This window comes from Pseudomonas farris, from assembly GCF_019145235.1.
In the GTDB taxonomy this organism is placed as follows: domain Bacteria; phylum Pseudomonadota; class Gammaproteobacteria; order Pseudomonadales; family Pseudomonadaceae; genus Aquipseudomonas; species Aquipseudomonas farris.
The window spans coordinates 114978-132800 of sequence record NZ_JAHSTV010000011.1 but is presented as its reverse complement, the minus strand read 5'-3'; the positions used below and the strand labels follow the sequence as shown (position 1 = coordinate 132800).

Sequence of the window (17823 nt, the reverse complement as noted above, 5' to 3'; positions counted from 1 at the left end):
GCCAAATGACAGAAGCTTCATCCTTCTATAGCCGAAATGCGTTTAAACACCTGAACTTATCAGACGTTTCCTGCTCTCATGCCGGTAGCCATTGGTCGTGGCGGCCTGATAAGCTCGCGGCTTTACTCGATTGCCCTTTAGGCGCATGAACAAGGAAATAGCATGAAACAGCATCGGTTGGCGGCGGCGGTGGCCCTGGTTGGCCTGGTACTTGCGGGTTGTGATTCGCAGACCAGCGTAGAGCTGAAAACCCCGGCGCAAAAAGCTTCCTACGGTATCGGCCTGAACATGGGCAAAAGCCTGGCTCAGGAAGGCATGGATGACCTGGATTCCAAAGCAGTTGCCCAGGGCATCGAAGATGCCGTTGGCAAGAAAGAACAGAAGCTGAAAGATGAAGAGTTGGTCGAAGCCTTCGCCGCACTGCAAAAGCGTGCTGAAGAGCGTCTGACCAAGATGAGCGAAGAGTCGGCAGCCGCCGGCAAGAAATTCCTCGAAGAGAACGGCAAGAAAGCGGGTGTCACCACCACGGCTTCCGGCCTGCAATACGAAGTGGTCAAGAAAGCCGATGGCGCTCAGCCTAAGCCGACCGACGTAGTGACTGTTCACTACACCGGTAAATTGACCAACGGCACCGTTTTTGACAGTTCCGTCGAGCGCGGCAGCCCGATCGATCTGCCAGTCAGCGGTGTGATTCCGGGTTGGGTCGAAGGCCTGCAACTGATGCACGTTGGCGAGAAGTACAAACTGTACATCCCTAGCGAACTGGCTTACGGCGCCCAGAGCCCAAGCCCTGCGATCCCAGCCAACTCGGTGCTGGTATTCGACCTGGAGCTGCTGGCCATCAAGGATCCAGCAAAACAAGACGCCACCAAGTAATACGCGTCTGCTCTAAAAACAACGCCTCGCTTATGCGGGGCGTTGTTGCATCTGGCGTTCAGTGGCGGTAAACAAAGCGAACGGATGCGATACGCTGAAGTCATAGCCAGTGAGGGCGCTCGAGCTAGACGGGTCAGAACGCCAAGTCAATGAAATCTTGGGTTTTTTTATGTGAGTAAAAAACGCCCGATCTGAGTCAGGCCCTTATGAAACGGGGCTTTCAGCGATGAAATGCAGCTCTGTTCACAAGGTTATCCACAATTTGTGTGGATAACATTTCAGCGAGAGGAACAAATGAAAACGCCCTGGAATTTCGCTCGTTTCCTGCCTCTGGCCGGACGCCTGCTCGCCCGTGGTCGTTTGCCGACCCTGCTGTTCGCGGTTGCCAGCAAAGGTGCCAGCCAGGGTAATCGTCTGGGCAAACTCAAAGACGATCTGCGCCTGTTGCAGGCACTCTGCCTGGCTTACTGGCGTGGCGAATACCGGGCCATCAGCCCGAAAGCACTGATTTCTGTGGTGGCCGGCCTGATGTATTTCCTGAGCCCGGTGGATGCCATCCCGGATTTCATCCCGATGTTCGGCATGCTCGACGACATTGCCGTGCTGGCCTGGTTGATGAAAGTCCTCGATGACGAGCTCAACGCCTTCCGCGCCTGGCGTAAGCGTCAGCTGCCGGAGAAGCTCGCGGTAGTCGAGCGCTTGCCTGATACCCCCGAACAATTACAGCTGCAGGGCCCGAAAAAAAACTGAGCCAATTCAGAATCCTCCATATATTCATACCCCACCGCGACCTTGGCCGCTGTTAGGATTACACTTCTAAGGAAAAGCGCCGACTCGCTAAGTGTCGTTGTCCTACGGGGTAGTCATGGATATTCAGATAATTACACGCGAAGGCGAACCCGAATATGCGGTTCTGCCATGGGCTCAGTATCAGGCTCTACTGAAAGCAGCAGGCATCAAGCAACAACCACCGCGTGACGCCACAGTGCCTCCCGCGGCGGCGTCAGACCAGACTCTTCCGGGTCTGGATCAACTACGCAATTTGCGCGAAGGGAAGGGCATCGCCATTGAGGCGCTCGCCCGCACGGTAGGCATCAGCCCGTCATATCTCGCCTTGATCGAAAGCGGTGAGCGTCAACCCGACGCTGCTATTCGCCGCAGCCTCGCCTGGGAATTGACGGTGCCAGGATGGAGGGATGAATCGTGAGCGTACGCATCAGTCGTCAACACTGGGATGGATTGCTGGGGGAGCTGGATCAGGCGCGTCGTCAGCGCCATCTTTTGACTTATCGGGCGTTGCTGGAGCGTTTGCAGCTACCCACGCCGGCCATGCAAACCTTGACCGCAGCTCTTGAGCACCTGGCGGCGCTGGATGCCAGAGCCGAGCAGCCGTTGCGCAGCTCGTTGGTGATCAGCCAGGGCGCCAGCCGCTTGCCGCGCACCGGCTTCTTCGAATGTGTCGAGCGCCTCGGGCGCTTCTCCGGACCGTCCGATGGCGTGGCTGCCGCGTCCTGGCATGCCTCGGAAGTGGTGCGAGTGTTCGAATACGAGTACCCCGAGTCGGCGGAAGCCTGAGTGTTTTTACGACTCAAGGCGCGGGCCAGTTACTGGCTGGCCCGCCGGTTGTTTCACTGGTCGTGGTTTGTGCGTCAGCCGCGAGGCTGGAGTTGGCTCGAGGGCCAGTTCGCGCGTATGGCGAACCTGGGTGATGTTGATGCCCAGAGCTTCTACGGCCACATTCTAGCCTTTCGCGGCGTCGGTCTTGGGGCTCGCGAGGAAGGTGTGCGATTACTGCGCCTGGCCGCATTGGCGGGGGATGGCAAGGCGGCCTATCAGGTTGGTGTGATCAGCCTGGCCGGAACGCCGAGCAAGGCGCCTGATCCGGCTGAAGCGGCTCGCTGGTGGGAAATGGCGGCGAAGGCCGGGCATCCGCTGGCCGAACTCAAATTGAAAGAGTTGGCGTCTCGTGGTTCTGCGGATTAAATAATTGTGTGTCTGACAAATTAACGTGGCGAAAGGGAAACCTCTCGCCACGTTTGCGTTTATTCCTGCTTGTTGATTAGTTGAGTGATCATTAGAGAATCACCCTACGTCAACATCATCCTTTCCCGACTTCTTTCCTGATTGATCCCCCGCAAAGTCTCGCGCGTTTATTGCCGGGCAGATCCATCGGAGATTTCCTTCAAGTTGTAGCGGTTTTCATGAACTGGTGCGCGATGCGCTCCATCGATAGTCTTGGGGTGTCACTGCAAATTCAGTGACAGGGCGTGGAAGCCCTTCTATCGTTAGGCGCATCAAGCGCCACCAGTTCGGCGTTTTTTTATCGCCTGTGTTTTATGGTGGCTGTGCGCGGGGCGCTTTCGAGTGCGCCAGGTGCCTAACGTCCTGGTCTTCCGCACCTGCGTACAGCCGCCACCTATTGTGTGGAAGTGATTTCTGGCGGCTCCAATCCATACGTTAGGAATCAAACAATGACAGTAATTACCCCTGACCCACCCTACGAAAAACCAACTCCCCACCCCAATAGCCGTTTCATGGCGCTCACCAGCAACTGCAATGACATGCCCACGCTGTTCGTCGATACCCACGCGCCGCTCGATGTTAGTATGACGCTGCCAACTATCGAATTCGCGCCGTCACGCAGGTACTTGAGAACCTGTCCATGCGCGGTTCAGTCGAGTGTGATTCGACGATACTCAGCGACTTTGCCTTGCTCTGTGCCATTCCACTGCGCGATGGCTGCGATGTGCTGGATGTGATTGGGCGGCGGTTGCGGGCTCGGCCTTCAGGCGATGCCTAGTGACGGATTAGCCCTGGAAATTTATGGTGCCTGAGCGGGCCTCTTCGCGGGCAAGCCTCGCTCCCACAGGTTTTGTGTCGTACGCAATATTCACAAACAACACAAAACCTGTGGGAGCGAGGCTTGCCCGCGAAGGCGTCAGATCAATCAGCGATGTCCAATGAGTAGTTCTTCTTCAGGTCCGGGCATCGCCAGGCTATCAATCACATGCACGCTATACCCCGGCACATTCTTCGCGTGATGCTTGGCCTGTGATGCCATCTCTGCCAACTGGCTCGCATCGAGTTGTCCACAGGCCTGTGGATGCAAATGCACCACGCCGATGGACAGTGACAGCAGTGGAAACTCTTGTCTTACGCCTTGGCGGTTGGGGGCGATGAAGCAGCCGGCTTCCAGGTGTTCGCTGCGGTAAAAGCGTCGGCATTGGCTGTGGAAGTCATCCAGCAGTTGATTCAGGCGTTTGCGCCAGTCTTCCGGGCCGAGCACCAGCAGGAAGTCGTCGCCGCCGATATGGCCGACGAAGTCGCGGGAAGGGTCGACGCGGTCGTTTAGACATTGTGCCAGGCACAGCAGGACTTCATCCCCGCGACCGTAGCCGTAGATGTCGTTGAAGGGTTTGAAGCTGTCGATGTCCACGTAGCAGATCACCGATTCCCGTTTCTGTTGCAGCAGCCGTGTCAGGCACTGCTGGATCGGCACGTTGCCCGGTAGCAGGGTCAGCGGGTTGGCGTAGCGGGCTTGCTGGATTTTCAGTTCCGTAATCAGTTTGAGCACGTCGATCACTCGGCCCAGCCCCAGATAGCCGCCGTTGAGGGTGATGATGAAGTCTTCTTCGATGCGCTGGCGGGCGCGGCTGGTGATCAAGCGGCTGACCTGTTGCAGCGACTGGCTCAGCTCCACGGCGAGGAAGTCGTCGCTCATCAAGCGGCTGATGGGTTTGCGGGCGAACAGGTCGGTGGCAAAGGGTTTGAGCAGGGCGTCCGAGAGCGAATGACGGTGGACGATGCCGCAGGGCTGACCCTGTTCGTCGAGCACCGCCAGGGAGTTCAGGTTGGCCTGGCGGCGGAAAGCTTCCAGCACGGTGGCGGTCGGGGTATCACTGGTCACCGCCGGTTGGTCGTTGAGCAGGGCGCTGAGGTCACTGACTTCCTCGTTCAGTATCGCGGCGACGCTGTTTGGTTTGGGCATCAAGGTTCGGACATCCCGGGGCGGATGCTCCTGGGGTCGGCAGAGCAGATAACCCTGGACCAGATCGACGCCCATTTCGGTCAGCACCGCCAGTTCTTCCGGCAATTCGATGCCTTCGGCGATCACTTTTGCACGCGAAGCCTTGGCTATCTGCAGGATCGAGCCGACGAACTCACGCTTGAGCGCGTCCTGATGAATGCCGTCGATAAAGTGCCGATCGATCTTGACGTAATCCGGGCGCAATTCAGACCAGAGCCGCAAGCTCGAATAACCCGCACCCAGATCATCCAGGGCAATGGAAAATCCCATTGCCCGATAGTGATGCAGGGCGGTTTGCAGCAACTGGAAATCGTCGGTCGGGGTCTGTTCGGTCAGTTCGATCACCACCTGGCTCGGTGGTATGCCGAAGTCCTGCAGCAGTTGCAGGGTGCGTCCGGGTTGGTGGGCGGCTTCGAGCAGGGATTCCGGGGACACATTGAGGAAGAGTTTGCCGGGCAGTTGCTGTTCATTGAAACGGCGGCAAGCACTTTGACGGCAAGCGATCTCCAGTTCGCTGAGGCGACCGGCCTGGCGGGCTACTGCGAACAGGGCGACGGGGGAGTGCAACGGACTATTGGAGGGACCACGGCTGAGGGCTTCATAACCGATGATGCGTCGTTCAGAGAGGGAAATGATCGGCTGGAACAGGCTGTGCAAACCGCTTTGAGTCAGTATTGAACTCAAGGCACTCAGCTGTTCGGTCGTGGTCATGGCGTTCTCTGGCGATAAAAAAAGGACTGGGCGTGTTCTCGTTAAAGAGCACGCCCAGTCCTGTATTTCACGACAGAATGATGACTGTTTGATGACGCTCAGGGGAGCGTCAACATTAAATTGCCATCATCTTGCTTGTAACAACTTAGTGCTTGGCAACCGCGGTGTTGAGTTTCAAGTAATCCAGCAGAATCCGCCCGGTCTCGCTCAGATAAGCATCGTCTTCTGGCTTGGTCTTGTCCTGCTCGGCCGCGATGGCATCCTCGTCTTCTTTCTTCAGTTCTTTGAGCGGCTCTTCGCCCTTGGCCTTGCGACGGATGTTTTCCATGGCAAGTTGCTTGGCTTCGATATCGGCGTGCTGTGCACGACGGTCGACTTCATTGAGGCTGACGGTTTTTTCGCTCATCAACTTCTGCGCCAGGGCCAGTTTGTCGCGGATGAACACAAACTCCGCGTCCTTGGCCGTGCGCACGTCATGCTCGGACTTGAGCTGCGTGATGTACGGTTTGAACGGGTCAAGCGCAGGCTTGATAGCCGCACGAATGGTGTCCCACGGCATGGCTTCCGGCAGGGCGCTTTCGCCGATTTCCTTGGTGTCGATGATCGACGGGTAATCGATGTCCGGCAGTACGCCCTGATGCTGGGTGCTCTGACCGGAAACCCGGTAGAACTTGGCCAGGGTCAGTTTCAGTTCGCCATGGTTCAGCGGTTGAATGGTCTGCACGGTGCCTTTACCGAAGGTCTGGCCGCCGATGATCAGCGCACGGTGGTAGTCCTGCATGGCGCCGGCGAAAATCTCCGAAGCCGAGGCGGACAAACGGTTGACCAGCAATGCCATCGGGCCTTTGTAGAATGCGCCCGGGTTTTCATCTTCCAGTACATCGACCCGGCCATCGGCGTTACGCACCAGTACGGTCGGACCTTTGTCGATGAACAGACTGGTCAGCTCGGTGGCTTCCTGCAGGGAACCGCCGCCGTTGTTGCGCAGGTCGATGACCACGCCGTCGACCTTGTCTTTTTGCAGCTCGGTCAGCAGCTTCTTGACGTCGCGGGTGGTGCTCTTGTAGTCCGGATCGCCAGCACGGAAGGCCTTGAAGTCCAAATAGAAGGCCGGGATCTCGATGATGCCGAGCTTGTAGTCCTTGCCATCCTGCTTGAGGTTGAGGACCGACTTCTTCACCGCCTGGTCTTCGAGCTTCACCGCTTCGCGGGTGATCGGCACGATCTTGGTGGTCTGGTCGTTCGGCGCGTTGCTGGCCGGAATCACTTCCAGGCGCACCACGGTGCCTTTCGGACCACGAATCAGCTTGACCACTTCGTCCAGGCGCCAGCCGACCACGTCGACCATCTCTTTGTTGCCCTGGGCCACGCCGATGATCTTGTCGGCCGGTGCAACCTGCTTGGTCTTGTCGGCCGGACCGGCAGGCACCAGACGAACGACTTTCACTTGATCGTTATCGCTCTGCAACACGGCGCCGATGCCCTCCAGGGACAGGCTCATGTTGATGTCGAAGTTTTCCGCGTTATCCGGCGACAGATAGTTGGTGTGCGGGTCGTAGGACATGGCGAAGGTGTTGATGTACGCCTGGAAGATGTCTTCCGCACGGGTCTGGTCCAGACGCGCCAGCTGATTCTTGTAACGCTTGGTCAGGGTTTCCTGAATCTGCTTGGACTCTTTGCCGGAGATCTTCATCCGCAGCACTTCGTCCTTGACGCGTTTGCGCCACAGGTCGTCCAGTTCTGCGTTGGTCTTGAGCCAAGGGGCATCCTTGCGATCGACCAGCAAGGTTTCCTTGGCGGTGAAGTCGATCTTGTCGACACCCTTGTTCAGCTCGGCAAGGGCAAAGTCCAGACGCGACTTGACGCGGTCCAGGTAGCGCTTGTAGATGGTGAACCCGGCGTTCAGGTCGCCGCTTTTGAGGAAGTCGTCAAACTGGGTTTTCCATTTGTCGAATTCGGCAATATCGCTGGCCATGAAGTAGCTACGCGATGGATCCAGCAGCTTGATATAGCTGTCGTAGATGATCACGGAGCGTGCATCGTCGAGCGGTGGCTTGCTGTAATGGTGACGCTTGAGCAATTCGACGACGTTCAGACTGGCGATTACTTCGTCACGATCGGGCTGAAGCTTGTCCCAGCTGTTGGCTGCGAACGAATTGCTCGACATCGGCAAAAGACCGAGACCAATGACAAGAGCGAGGGCGGTGCTGGGGAGCAGATGCTTCATGCTGATTCGACGCGGGGACAATTGATAACGCATATTAGGCCGTCTTTGAAGTCGCCGGATCCACAGGGACCGGTCGCATAATGCAAAAAGCCCGGCGCTACAGCTTCGGGCTCAGTCCAGACTCACTATGGAGGCACTGTGAAAGCATTGCAAGGCGTTGAGGGGCGAGTGGAGTGGGTTGAAGAGCCGAGTCCTACGTGCGATGTAGGACAAGTTCGCATCCGAGTAGCGGCAGCAGGACTCAATCGCGCCGATTTGTTACAGAAAGCAGGACTTTACCCGCCACCGCCGGGGGCCAGTCAAGTACTGGGTCTTGAGTGCTCCGGGGTGATCAGCGAGGTCGGTCCGGGCTCTTCCTGGCAGGTCGGCGATCGGGTTTGCGCCTTGCTGGCCGGGGGTGGGATGGCTGAAGAGGTAGTTGTCGACGGACGGCATGTGTTGCCGGTTCCCGAATGTTTGTCCCTGGCCGAGGCGGCAGCACTGCCGGAAGTGTATGCGACCGTTTGGCTGAATTTGTTTCAACTGGCTGCGCTCAAACCGGGTGAGAAAGTTCTGCTGCACGCCGGAGCGAGTGGAATCGGTTCAGCTGCCATTCAGCTGTGCAAGGCGTTTGGTAACCCGTGCTGGGTCAGCGTCGGTTCTGCCGAGCGTCTGGCTTACTGCGAAGCGTTGGGCGCACAGGGTGGCGTAGTGCGCAATGGCGATCTGGATAGCTTGAATGATCTCGCGCCGTTCGATGTGATCCTCGACCCGGTGGGTGGCAACTATGCGGCGTTGAACCTCAAGCTGCTGGCTCGCGATGGTCGTTGGGTACTGATCGGTTTGATGGGTGGTCGTGAAGCGCAGCTGGATCTGGCGCAGGTATTGGCCAAGCGTGTGCAACTGCTGGGTTCGACCCTGCGCAGTCGCGACGAGCAGTTCAAGGCCGATTTGTTCAGTGATCTTGGCCAGCATGTCTGGCCGCTGTTTGCCGAAGGGCGTTTGAGCCCGCAACTGGCCAGGACATTTGCGATCAAGGATGCCGAAGCGGCGTTTGCGGAACTGGCGACCAATAAGGTTTCCGGCAAACTGGTGTTGGTGATCGACGACAGCCTGACCTGACGACAATGCTCTGAACCTGTGGGAGCGAACCTGCTCGCGATTCAGGCGACGCGGTTCATCTGTAAGACCGCGTTATCGTTCATCGCGAGCAGGCTCGCTCCCACAGGGGCGGGTTATTTCCAGATATGGATCGGCCAGCCGGCCTTTTCGGCGTGCTCAAGCAGCACCGGATCCGGATTCACCACATGTGGGAAATCCACCTTCAGCAGCAATGGCAAATCATTGCGTGAGTCGGAATAGAAACTCGCGCCTTCGAGGTTTTCCTCTTCCGCATCCAGCCACTCCATCAACCGGGTGATCTTGCCTTCGCGGTACGTCAGGGTGCCAATGGTATTGCCGCTGTACACCCCGTGCAGCAGTTCCAGCTCGATGCCGAGAATCTCGTCGATGCCCAAGCGGTCGGCAATCGGCTTGACCAAATGTGTGCCCGAGGCCGAGATCACCAGGATCCGGTCGCCGGCCTTGCGATGGGCGGCGATGGCTTTGGTGGCGTCGCTGAAGATGATCGGCTCGATGAAGTCTTCCACCCAAGGCGCCACCAAATGTTCAAGCTCTTCCGGCGTGCGACCGATCATCGGTTCGAGGCTGAAGTCCATGTACTCTTCCATGCGCAATTTGCCGTGGCTATAGGCGTCCATCAGCTCATTGTTCTTGCGCATGAACGACTCGGGATCGACCCAGCCCAGGCGGCCCATTTGCTCGCTCCAGAGGGTGGCGCAGTCGCCGTGGATCAGGGTTTCGTCCAGATCAAAAATTGCCAGGGCCATCAGTGCAGTTCTCTCTTCAACATCAGCAAAGTCATCAGGCTACCTCACACAGGGCCGTCGGATCGATGGAAAGCGCCAGACGCTGACCATCGGGGTGCAGGTCGGCCGCCGAACGGTTCAGCACATCCACCACCAATTCCACGCCCCGGGCTTCGACCCGATAGCGAATCACGTTGCCCAACAGGCTGTGGCTGCGAATCTGCGCGTCGAGTTCGCCGTTCAGGCTCAGCTCGATGGCTTCCGGGCGAATCGCCAGACGATGGGTGATCGGTCGCTGCAATAGTTTCGACGCGCTGTCGGCGTCCAGCAGGTTGTAGTTGCCGATGAAGCCTGCGGCAAAAACATCGACTGGCGCAGTGTAAAGGGTTTCGGCATCGCCGCTCTGTACGATCTTTCCCTCGTTCATCAGGAAGATTCGATCAGACATGGTCAGGGCTTCTTCCTGATCGTGAGTGACAAAGATCGTGGTCAGGCCCAGTTCGCGCTGGATCTGTCGGATCTGTTCGCGCAGGTGCTTGCGAATGCGTGCATCCAATGCCGACAGCGGCTCATCCAGCAACAACAACCGAGGCCGGGTCACCAGCGAGCGAGCCAGGGCGACACGCTGGCACTGGCCACCGGACAATTGATGCGGGTAACGGGCGGCGAAGTCCTTGAGCTCTACCAGTGCCAGCACTTCGGCAACGCGCTTGTGGCTGTCGTCCGCGTTGACCTTCTGCATGCGCAAGCCGAAGGCGACGTTCTGCTCCACGGTCATGTTCGGGAACAGCGCGTAACTCTGGAACACCATACCGATTCCGCGTTTTTGCGGGCTCAGCGGGACGAGGTCCTGACCTTCCAGCAGGATCTTGCCGCCGTCCACCGAGGTCAGCCCGGCGATGCAACGCAGCAGGGTGGACTTGCCGCAACCGGATGGACCGAGAAGGGTGACGAATTCGCCTTTCTTGATTTCGCAGTTGATGTCGCTGAACACCGTGGTGCCGGACTGCCCTATTTGAGAGTAGCTTTTTTGAAGATGTTGGACGCTCACGTAGCTCATTCGCTTTTGTCCCTGTTCAAGATATTGGCAGCCCAGGTCAGAACCAGCACAAAGAAGAAGTAGGAGATCACCAGCGCACTGGTGAAGTGGCCGCTGCTGTTACGCATATTGTTGAGGTAAACCTGCAGGGTTTCGTAGCGGGTGCCGACGAGGATGTTGGCGAACACAAACTCGCCGAACAGGAACGAGAACGACAGCAGCAACGCCACCATCAAACCCTTGCGCAGGTTCGGCAGCACCACCAGGAATGCCGCTTGCCAGGTGCTGGCGCCGAGCAGTTGTGCGGAGTCCATCAGGTCGCGCAGGTTGATCGCTTGCAGGTTGTTGGTGATCGCTCGGTACATGAACGGCAGCGCCACGGTGAAGTAGCAACCGATCAGAATCCACGGCGTGCCAACCATCGCGAACGGCCCCGAGCCGTAGAGCTGCAACAGCCCCACCGACGACACCACCGGCGGCACCGCGAAGGGCAGCAGGATCAGGATGTTCATCAATGCGTCGAGTTTCGGGAAGTGGTAATGCACCACGAACAGCAGCGGCAGAATCAGCACCACCGACAGAATCAACGAGCCGACGCAGACCAGCAACGACTGGCCGAACGCGTCGAGAAAGCGCGGATCACTCCACAGCTGGAGGTACCACTTGAAGGTAAAACCGCTGGGCATGATCGTCGCGGACCAACTGCTGGAGATCGAGTAGATCAGCGTTCCGAGCAGCGGCAACAGCAGAATGGCAAACAACAAATACGCCACGACGCGGTGATAGACACCGACGGGCCCCAGTTCAACGCGAGACATGGTAGCTCCTCTTCAACAGCAGCTGATGCACGATGGTCACCAGGGTCATCAACGCCACCAACACCACGGCCAAGGCGCTGGCCAGGTTCGGGTCGAGGGAAATGTCGCCGGAGACCATCGCCGCAATGCGGATCGGCAATACGTTGAAGTTGCCGGTGGTCAGGGCGTAGACCGTGGCGTACGCGCCGAGGGCATTGGCCAACAGGATGACGAATGTGCCGAGCAGCGCCGGGGTTAGCACCGGTAAACCGATGTGCCGCCAGAACTGCCAGCCGTTGGCGCCGAGCAATTCGGCGGACTCACGCCAGTCTTCGCGCAAGGCGTCGAAAGCCGGGTAGAGCAGTAGCACGCCGAGAGGAATCTGGAAGTAGGTGTAGAGAATGATCAGCCCGGTTTTCGAGTACAGGTTGAAATCCTGAATGATCCCGGCCTGTTTGAGCATGATGGTGAAGGTGCCGTTGAACCCCAGCAAAATGATGAACGCGAAGGCCAGGGGCACGCCGGCGAAGTTGCTGGTCATGTTGGCGAAGGCGTTGACGAAGTTGCGCAGTTTCGAGTCGACCCGGCGCAAGGAGTAGGCGCCGAGTACGGCGATGATGATGCCGAACACGCTGGACCAGAAACTGATCTCGAGGCTGTGCTGGATCGCCTGCAGATAGAACTTCGAGTTGAAGATTTTGCTGAAGTTGGCCAGGCCCCAGCCGAACTCTTCCGATTCCAGGCTGTTGATCATCACCCAGAGCAGCGGGGCGATCTGGAACACGAAGAAGAAAATCGCGAAGGGCACCAGGCACAGAGCGGCCAGCCATTTACCGCGGGTCATGGCGTTCACTTGAGCAGCTCCCGGCACACAGGTTTGTCGTGGGGCGCGCCCAGCAGTTCGCAGACGGTGCCGCAGATGTCGATCTGTTTCGGTGCGGCGTTTTTGTTGAAGCTGAAGGCATCGCCGAGGACGAACAGCGGCACTTCGCGTTCTTCGGGCAGCAGGCCGTTGTGCGAGCGGTCGTTGTTCATGCCGTGGTCAGCCGTCACCAGCACCTGGTAACCGGCGTCGAGCCAGCCTTGCAGATAATCGGCGAGGATGATGTCAGCCGAGCGGGCGCTGTTGCGGTACTGCGAGGTGTCGAGGCCATGCTTGTGCCCGGCGTCGTCGATGTTCATGGGATGGACCAATAAAAAGTTCGGCGCGTGGCGCAGGCGCAAGTTTTCCGCGTCGGCGAACAGGTGCGAGTCCGGGTAGTGGTCGTTCCAGTAGAAGTGACCGTGCTGGATCGGCAGTCTGGGGTCATCGGTATGACGATCCCGGGCGGCCACGAACGGCGAACGGTTATACAACTCGCTGACCCAGTGATAGGCCGCGGCCGCGGTTTTCAGGCCGGCGTCGGTGGCGTAATGGTAGATGCTGCGCTGGTTGGACAGGCGCGAGACGTTGTTGTGAACGATGCCGCTGTCGATCGGCGTAACGCCGGTCAGGATGCATTCATAAAGTGGTCGGGACAGGGCCGGCAGTTCGCACTCCAGCTTGTAGAGTGCCGCGCGTCCTGCGCCAACGTAAGCCTGCAGATGCCCCATGGCGTGGCGCGCGACTTCGTAATTGAGGCCGTCGAGCACGACAAGGATGACGTTGTGCTTCATAGGGCTGGGACTCCACAAAAACAGATGATTCAAGTACGCAACCAATCCCCTGTGGGTGCGGGCTTGCTCGCGAAGGCGGACTGTCAGCCAACATCAATGTTGAATGTCAGTCCCTCTTCGCGAGCAAGCCCGCTCTCACATTGGGTCTCCATCTGATCCCCGAATGGGGATCTGCGGTGTTACGGCATGTTGATGATGACTTCTTCCTGCCACTTCTGCGGCAGCGACTTGGAAGTCTTCTCCCACGCGTCGGCGTCTTTGATTGGCGTAACCTTTTTGTACTGCTCGTTAGGCAACAGTTTGGCTTTCACGTCTTCCGGCAGTTTAATGTGCTCGGCGCGGATCGGACGGGCGTTGCCTTTCGCCAGGTTGATTTGGCCGGCATCGCTGAAGATGTATTCGCGGGTCAGCTTGGCGGCGTTCGGGTTTTTCGCGTATTTGTTGATGATGGTGGTGTAACCGGAAATCACCGAGCCATCGGATGGAATCAGCACGATGTAGTCATCCGGATTCGCCATCTTGGCCTTGTAGCTCAGACCGTTGAAGTCCCAGACCACGCCGACTTCGATCTCACCCTTTTCCATGGTGGCGATCGTCGGGTTGGCCATTGACAGGCGGCCTTGCTTGGCGATGTCAGCGAACAGCAACAGGGCTGGCTGAATATTTTTCTCGTCACCACCGTTGGCGAGGGCGGCGGCCAGTACACCGTTGGCAGCCTGGGCCGCGGTGCTTACATCACCGATGGAAACTTTGTACTTGCCAGTCTTGAGGTCAGCCCATTTGGTCGGTGCTTCAGAACCGTGCAGCAGTTTTTTGTTGACGATAAATGCGATGGTGCCGGTGTAGGCCAGCGCCCAGTTACCGTCCTTGTCCTTGGCCCAATCCGGAATCTGTTCCCAGGTAGTTGGCTTATAAGGTTGCACCACGCCCTGCTTGACCGCGATCGGGCCGAAGGCGGCACCGACGTCGCCGATGTCGGCGGTGGCGTTGTCTTTTTCGGCGGCGAACTTGGCGATTTCCTGAGCCGAGCTCATGTCGGTGTCGATGTGTTTCAGGCCATATTTCTTGGCCAGGTCTTCCCAGGTGCCTTTCCAGTTGGCCCAGTCATCGGGCATGCCGACGCTGTTGACTGAGCCTTCCGCTTTCGCAGCGGCTTCCAGGGTTTTCAGATCATCCGCCGCCATGGCGGAGGTGCACAGGGCAATGGTCGAGCCTAACAGTGATGCCAGGAAAAACTGTTTCATCCGAAGCTCCTTTGGGCGTTTTCAACGCTGCGATTGCGGTTGTGTTGGTCTAGGTCAGCAATACCTGAGCCAATTTAGGCGGATTGGATGACATTTTGATGTCGACGACCGGTCGGCCTGAATTTTCTGCGCTCGGATACGCGGGGTGCGAGATAAGCGTAGACCATGGCTAAAGAGCTGATATGAAAGGGACTTGGCCATAAAATTGCAGGCGTCTGGCGCAACCGTTCGGCGGCTTTGTCATCTGTCAGTCATATGCAGTGCCTAGGCTTGCAGGCAGTTGATGGAACCGATTTAAATGACGGTTCTGCCCCGAATCAGTGCTGGTCTAGTCCAGATAGGTAACGTTGATGCGCATCGAGACCACCAAAGCGGTGACAGCCATCGGGCAGGTTCTGCAGGAGCAGCTCGACCACGGTCTGTTGGCGCCGGGGAGCAAGTTGCCGGCGGAGCGCAAGCTCAGTGAGTTGTTCGGTACCACGCGTATCACCGTGCGTGAGGCGTTATTGCAACTGGAGGCCCAGGGGCAGATTTATCGCGAGGAGCGACGCGGCTGGTTCGTATCGCCACCCCGGCTGGCTTATAACCTGATGCAGCGCAGCCACTTTCACGCGATGGTCAGTGCGCAGGGGCGGGTGCCGTCCACCGAGGTGATCTCGGCGCGGTTGCAACCGGCGTCGGCGGCGGTGTGTGCCTGGTTGCAGTTGCCGGCGCTGTCGAGCGTGATCCAGATCTGCCGCTCAAGACGGATTGACGGGCGATTGGTGCTGTATGTGGAGCACTACCTGAACCCACAGTTTTTCCCGGGGATTCTGGACTTCGATCTGAATCAGTCGATGACCGAACTGTATGCCCGGCATTACGACTTGCATTACGGACGGGTGCGCTTCGAGATTGTGCCAACGGCGTTGTCGGTGGACGCAGCGGCGGCTTTACGGGTGTCGGTGGGCAGCCCGGGGTTGCGGATTGCCCGGGTCAATTACGATCAGCACCAGCGATTGATCGATTGTGACCTGGAGTTCTGGCGCCATGATGCGATTCATGTCGGGGTGGATGTGGTTTAGTTCGCAGAAAAACCGAGTCGCCGCCATCGCGAGCAGGCTCGCTCCTACAATGGATCTATGTCGTTCACAAAACCCCATGTGGGAGTGAGCCTGCTCGCGATGGCGGCCTGGAAGCCAAGGCTATTCTTTCTGCGGCCCACCCGTCGCCGTGGCGACGTGGACACTCATCCGTGGCGTCGCCAGATCCAGCCCGGCTTCGTCCAGATGTCGCTTGAGCGACAGGTTGAACGCCCGGGAAACTTCCCACTGTTTGATCGGTGCGGTTTTAAAGCGTGCGCGAAGAATCGCGTTGCCGGACTCGAAACTTTCTACCCCCTGAATCTCCAGCGGCGACCAGATGTTTCGCCGTTGCAGCGGGTCGGTGCGCATTTTCTGGCCGACGTCGCGCATCAGTTTGATCGCCTCGTCGATGTCCATGTTGGAGGGCACCGCCACCCGGAAGATCGCGTAGCCGAATTCCCGGGAGTAGTTCTTGATGCTTTTGATTTCGCTGAACGGAATGGTGTGAACGATACCGTCGATGTCCCGCAGGCGTACGGTGCGGATGGTCAGGCCTTCGACCGTGCCCAGGTGGCCGCCGACGTCCACGTAGTCGTCGATGGCCAGGGAGTCTTCGATGATGATGAACAGCCCGGTGATCAGGTCGGCCACCAGTGACTGCGCGCCGAAGCCGATGGCCAGACCGATCACACCGGCACCGGCCAGCAACGGCGTAACGTTCATGCCCATGTTCGCCAGAGCGACGATCAGCGCGATGATGAAAATCGCCACGAACAGCACGTTGCGGATCAGCGGCATCATGGTCTGTGCGCGAGCATTGGCCAGGCCTTTGCGCGAGCGGGTGAGGGCGTGATGCACGGCGGTGTCACTGAGAATCCAGATCAGCCAGGCAAAAATCAGCGTGCCACCGAGGCTGAACAGTTTGACGCTGACTTCATGGCCTTCGCCTTCGGTGAAGCGGATCAGCGACATGCCCCAGACGCGCAGGCCGAGTTCGATGAATGCCAGCCACACCAGCAGATGGGCGAGGGTGTAGAAGAAGCTTTTCAGGCGATCCGAATACAGCGCGTGGCGCTTCACGCTGCGTTGCGGTTTGAGTGAGTGGCGGCGCACCAGCCCGTTGATGACCATGCACAACACCAGCAGCACGGTGCAGATCAGTGACTGACGCAAGGCAGTGCTGGTGTCGCCGGCGGAGACGAAGGTGGCGAACAGCGAAATGCCCACCAGCACCAGCGCCGGCAGATACCAAAAGGTGCCGAGGATTTCGATCGTGTCACTCAAGGCTCGACGAGTCAGGCGCCGGGACAGCGGCTGGTTGCGGATCAAGTGGGCGATGGGCCGACGGAAACGCAGAATGAAAAAACCGGTGAAGATCGCCGCCAACACATTGGCGAACGTCGCTGCTGTGTGAGCCAGGTGACTGCCGAGGCTTTCAACCAGACGTGGATCGCTGAGGGCTTCACCGAAGGCGGCGAAACTGCCAATCAGCCACAACGGGCGAAAGGCCTGATGCCGCAGGATGTACAAGGCGCGATGACGATGCGGGCCATCCAGCACGGAGAACGCGATGACGCAGATCGCCGAGAAACAAGTGCCGACCACCAGCGCATAGGCCAGCACCATGGCCAGGCTTTTGCCCAATGACGAAGGCAGGGCGTAAGTCATGTAAACCGTCATGACCAAGGCAATCAACCACGGCCCGAGTTTGCGCAAGGCGAAGCGCAGCATGTCCAGCGCCTTAGGGTGTTGCGGCAATTCTTCGGTCAGGCCAAAGCGCATGCGTACCCGGTGGCCGAGCCAGATCAGGGCGGCGGCCAGCAGGCTCCAGACCATCAGGATCACAGCGAACGCGAAGATGATCGGCAGCCATTCATTGGCCGGCAGCATCAGCGCCGCCAGTTCATCCTTGGCCAGATCGACCTCTTCGGACCAGCGATTGAGAGGGCTATCGGCGCCGGAAAATTGCTTTTCGAAACCGGCCAGGGTGCCGCCGATCAGGCCCAGCACGCCTTCTTCGGTGGTTGGCTGAGCCTTTTGGGTGACGTCGCGCAGTTTTTTCAGGTCCGTCAGTAGCTGGGTGCGCTGCTGATCGTTTTCCAGAGACTTGATGACTTCGTCCAGCGATTGCCCCAGCGGCTCCTGTGCTTGCGGCTGGGTTTTCGCCGAGCCATTGAGCAGCCCCGGCAAACTGACCGCCTGGGCAGGTGCCATCGGCAGCAGTGTCATCAGGCAGACAAGGAATAAACATGGGAGGGCAAAAAGACGAGCGAACACGGTCAACCTCGGATGAACGAATCGGCCGAGTGTACGAGCCCGTCAAAATCAATGCGAG

At 58.4% G+C, this 17823-nt stretch carries 16 protein-coding genes and 1 pseudogene; 8 read left to right on the top strand and 9 right to left on the bottom strand.

The window, feature by feature from the left end; translation table 11 throughout:
- Nucleotides 1–162: 162 nt before the first annotated feature.
- The 6 genes and pseudogenes from bamJ (at nucleotide 163) to KVG95_RS29915 (ending at nucleotide 3676) form a co-directional block, all read left to right on the top strand.
- Nucleotides 163–876: a BamJ family beta-barrel-assembly machinery protein gene (gene bamJ, locus KVG95_RS22725; protein ID WP_217858043.1), complete on the top strand. Its 714-nt coding sequence runs from the start codon at nucleotides 163–165 to the stop codon at nucleotides 874–876.
- A 294-nt stretch (nucleotides 877–1170) separates the two neighbouring features.
- Entirely contained in the window at nucleotides 1171–1626 is a 456-nt protein-coding gene (locus KVG95_RS22720) for a YkvA family protein (protein WP_217858042.1), read from the top strand.
- Between the two features lie 115 nt (nucleotides 1627–1741).
- Nucleotides 1742–2083, top strand: a complete 342-nt coding sequence (locus KVG95_RS22715) for a helix-turn-helix domain-containing protein (protein ID WP_052963710.1) — start codon at nucleotides 1742–1744, stop codon at nucleotides 2081–2083.
- Nucleotides 2080–2451: a hypothetical protein gene (locus tag KVG95_RS22710; RefSeq protein ID WP_007898892.1), complete on the top strand. Its 372-nt coding sequence runs from the start codon at nucleotides 2080–2082 to the stop codon at nucleotides 2449–2451. The genes KVG95_RS22715 and KVG95_RS22710 overlap by 4 nt, the downstream gene beginning before the upstream one ends.
- Nucleotides 2452–2859, top strand: a complete 408-nt coding sequence (locus tag KVG95_RS22705; RefSeq protein ID WP_217858041.1) for an SEL1-like repeat protein — start codon at nucleotides 2452–2454, stop codon at nucleotides 2857–2859. It abuts the gene before it with no gap.
- A 488-nt stretch (nucleotides 2860–3347) separates the two neighbouring features.
- A pseudogene (locus tag KVG95_RS29915) lies at nucleotides 3348–3676 on the top strand (hypothetical protein).
- Between the two features lie 147 nt (nucleotides 3677–3823).
- On the opposite strand, the gene KVG95_RS22700 reads toward KVG95_RS29915, so the two are convergent.
- On the bottom strand, nucleotides 3824–5614 hold the full coding sequence (locus KVG95_RS22700) for a bifunctional diguanylate cyclase/phosphodiesterase (protein ID WP_217858040.1): 1791 nt from the start codon (nucleotides 5612–5614) through the stop codon (nucleotides 3824–3826).
- A gap of 145 nt (nucleotides 5615–5759) precedes the next feature.
- A complete protein-coding gene (locus tag KVG95_RS22695) occupies nucleotides 5760–7841 on the bottom strand; it encodes a carboxy terminal-processing peptidase (RefSeq protein WP_195840090.1) in 2082 nt (693 codons plus the stop codon).
- A gap of 138 nt (nucleotides 7842–7979) precedes the next feature.
- Between KVG95_RS22695 and KVG95_RS22690 the strand changes: the two genes are divergently transcribed.
- Nucleotides 7980–8942 (top strand): zinc-binding dehydrogenase, encoded by a 963-nt coding sequence (locus tag KVG95_RS22690; RefSeq protein WP_217858039.1) that lies wholly within the window; start codon nucleotides 7980–7982, stop codon nucleotides 8940–8942.
- Nucleotides 8943–9055: 113 nt separating this feature from the next.
- Here KVG95_RS22690 and KVG95_RS22685 read toward each other — a convergent pair whose 3' ends face one another.
- From KVG95_RS22685 to KVG95_RS22660, 6 genes are all read right to left on the bottom strand, one after another.
- A complete protein-coding gene (locus KVG95_RS22685; RefSeq protein WP_217858038.1) occupies nucleotides 9056–9709 on the bottom strand; it encodes an HAD family hydrolase in 654 nt (217 codons plus the stop codon).
- Nucleotides 9710–9743: 34 nt separating this feature from the next.
- The gene (locus KVG95_RS22680) at nucleotides 9744–10748 is read right to left on the bottom strand and encodes an ABC transporter ATP-binding protein (protein ID WP_052963625.1); all 1005 of its coding nucleotides are present in this window, start codon (nucleotides 10746–10748) and stop codon (nucleotides 9744–9746) included.
- A complete protein-coding gene (locus KVG95_RS22675; RefSeq protein ID WP_217858037.1) occupies nucleotides 10745–11545 on the bottom strand; it encodes an ABC transporter permease in 801 nt (266 codons plus the stop codon). Before KVG95_RS22675 ends, KVG95_RS22680 begins: the two co-directional genes overlap by 4 nt.
- A complete protein-coding gene (locus KVG95_RS22670; RefSeq protein ID WP_195840091.1) occupies nucleotides 11532–12368 on the bottom strand; it encodes an ABC transporter permease in 837 nt (278 codons plus the stop codon). Before KVG95_RS22670 ends, KVG95_RS22675 begins: the two co-directional genes overlap by 14 nt.
- Before the next feature lie 5 nt (nucleotides 12369–12373).
- The gene (locus KVG95_RS22665; protein ID WP_217858036.1) at nucleotides 12374–13180 is read right to left on the bottom strand and encodes an alkaline phosphatase family protein; all 807 of its coding nucleotides are present in this window, start codon (nucleotides 13178–13180) and stop codon (nucleotides 12374–12376) included.
- A gap of 179 nt (nucleotides 13181–13359) precedes the next feature.
- Nucleotides 13360–14424 (bottom strand): ABC transporter substrate-binding protein, encoded by a 1065-nt coding sequence (locus tag KVG95_RS22660; protein ID WP_217858035.1) that lies wholly within the window; start codon nucleotides 14422–14424, stop codon nucleotides 13360–13362.
- A 350-nt stretch (nucleotides 14425–14774) separates the two neighbouring features.
- Here KVG95_RS22660 and KVG95_RS22655 point away from each other — a divergent pair, with 350 nt between their 5' ends.
- Complete coding sequence (locus KVG95_RS22655) at nucleotides 14775–15488, top strand: UTRA domain-containing protein (protein ID WP_123360108.1); 714 nt, start codon at nucleotides 14775–14777, stop codon at nucleotides 15486–15488.
- Between the two features lie 120 nt (nucleotides 15489–15608).
- Here the strand turns inward: KVG95_RS22655 and KVG95_RS22650 are convergent, their stop codons facing one another.
- The gene (locus KVG95_RS22650) at nucleotides 15609–17765 is read right to left on the bottom strand and encodes a mechanosensitive ion channel domain-containing protein (protein WP_217858034.1); all 2157 of its coding nucleotides are present in this window, start codon (nucleotides 17763–17765) and stop codon (nucleotides 15609–15611) included.
- Nucleotides 17766–17823 lie beyond the last annotated feature (58 nt).

Coding starts and splice junctions, on each gene's coding strand:
- bamJ (WP_217858043.1), top strand. CDS start 163: ATGAAACAGCATCGGTTGGCGGCGGCGGTGGCCCTGGTTGGCCTGGTA.
- KVG95_RS22720 (WP_217858042.1), top strand. CDS start 1,171: ATGAAAACGCCCTGGAATTTCGCTCGTTTCCTGCCTCTGGCCGGACGC.
- KVG95_RS22715 (WP_052963710.1), top strand. CDS start 1,742: ATGGATATTCAGATAATTACACGCGAAGGCGAACCCGAATATGCGGTT.
- KVG95_RS22700 (WP_217858040.1), bottom strand. CDS start 5,614: ATGACCACGACCGAACAGCTGAGTGCCTTGAGTTCAATACTGACTCAA.
- KVG95_RS22695 (WP_195840090.1), bottom strand. CDS start 7,841: ATGAAGCATCTGCTCCCCAGCACCGCCCTCGCTCTTGTCATTGGTCTC.
- KVG95_RS22685 (WP_217858038.1), bottom strand. CDS start 9,709: ATGGCCCTGGCAATTTTTGATCTGGACGAAACCCTGATCCACGGCGAC.
- KVG95_RS22680 (WP_052963625.1), bottom strand. CDS start 10,748: ATGAGCTACGTGAGCGTCCAACATCTTCAAAAAAGCTACTCTCAAATA.
- KVG95_RS22675 (WP_217858037.1), bottom strand. CDS start 11,545: ATGTCTCGCGTTGAACTGGGGCCCGTCGGTGTCTATCACCGCGTCGTG.
- KVG95_RS22670 (WP_195840091.1), bottom strand. CDS start 12,368: ATGACCCGCGGTAAATGGCTGGCCGCTCTGTGCCTGGTGCCCTTCGCG.
- KVG95_RS22665 (WP_217858036.1), bottom strand. CDS start 13,180: ATGAAGCACAACGTCATCCTTGTCGTGCTCGACGGCCTCAATTACGAA.
- KVG95_RS22660 (WP_217858035.1), bottom strand. CDS start 14,424: ATGAAACAGTTTTTCCTGGCATCACTGTTAGGCTCGACCATTGCCCTG.
- KVG95_RS22655 (WP_123360108.1), top strand. CDS start 14,775: ATGCGCATCGAGACCACCAAAGCGGTGACAGCCATCGGGCAGGTTCTG.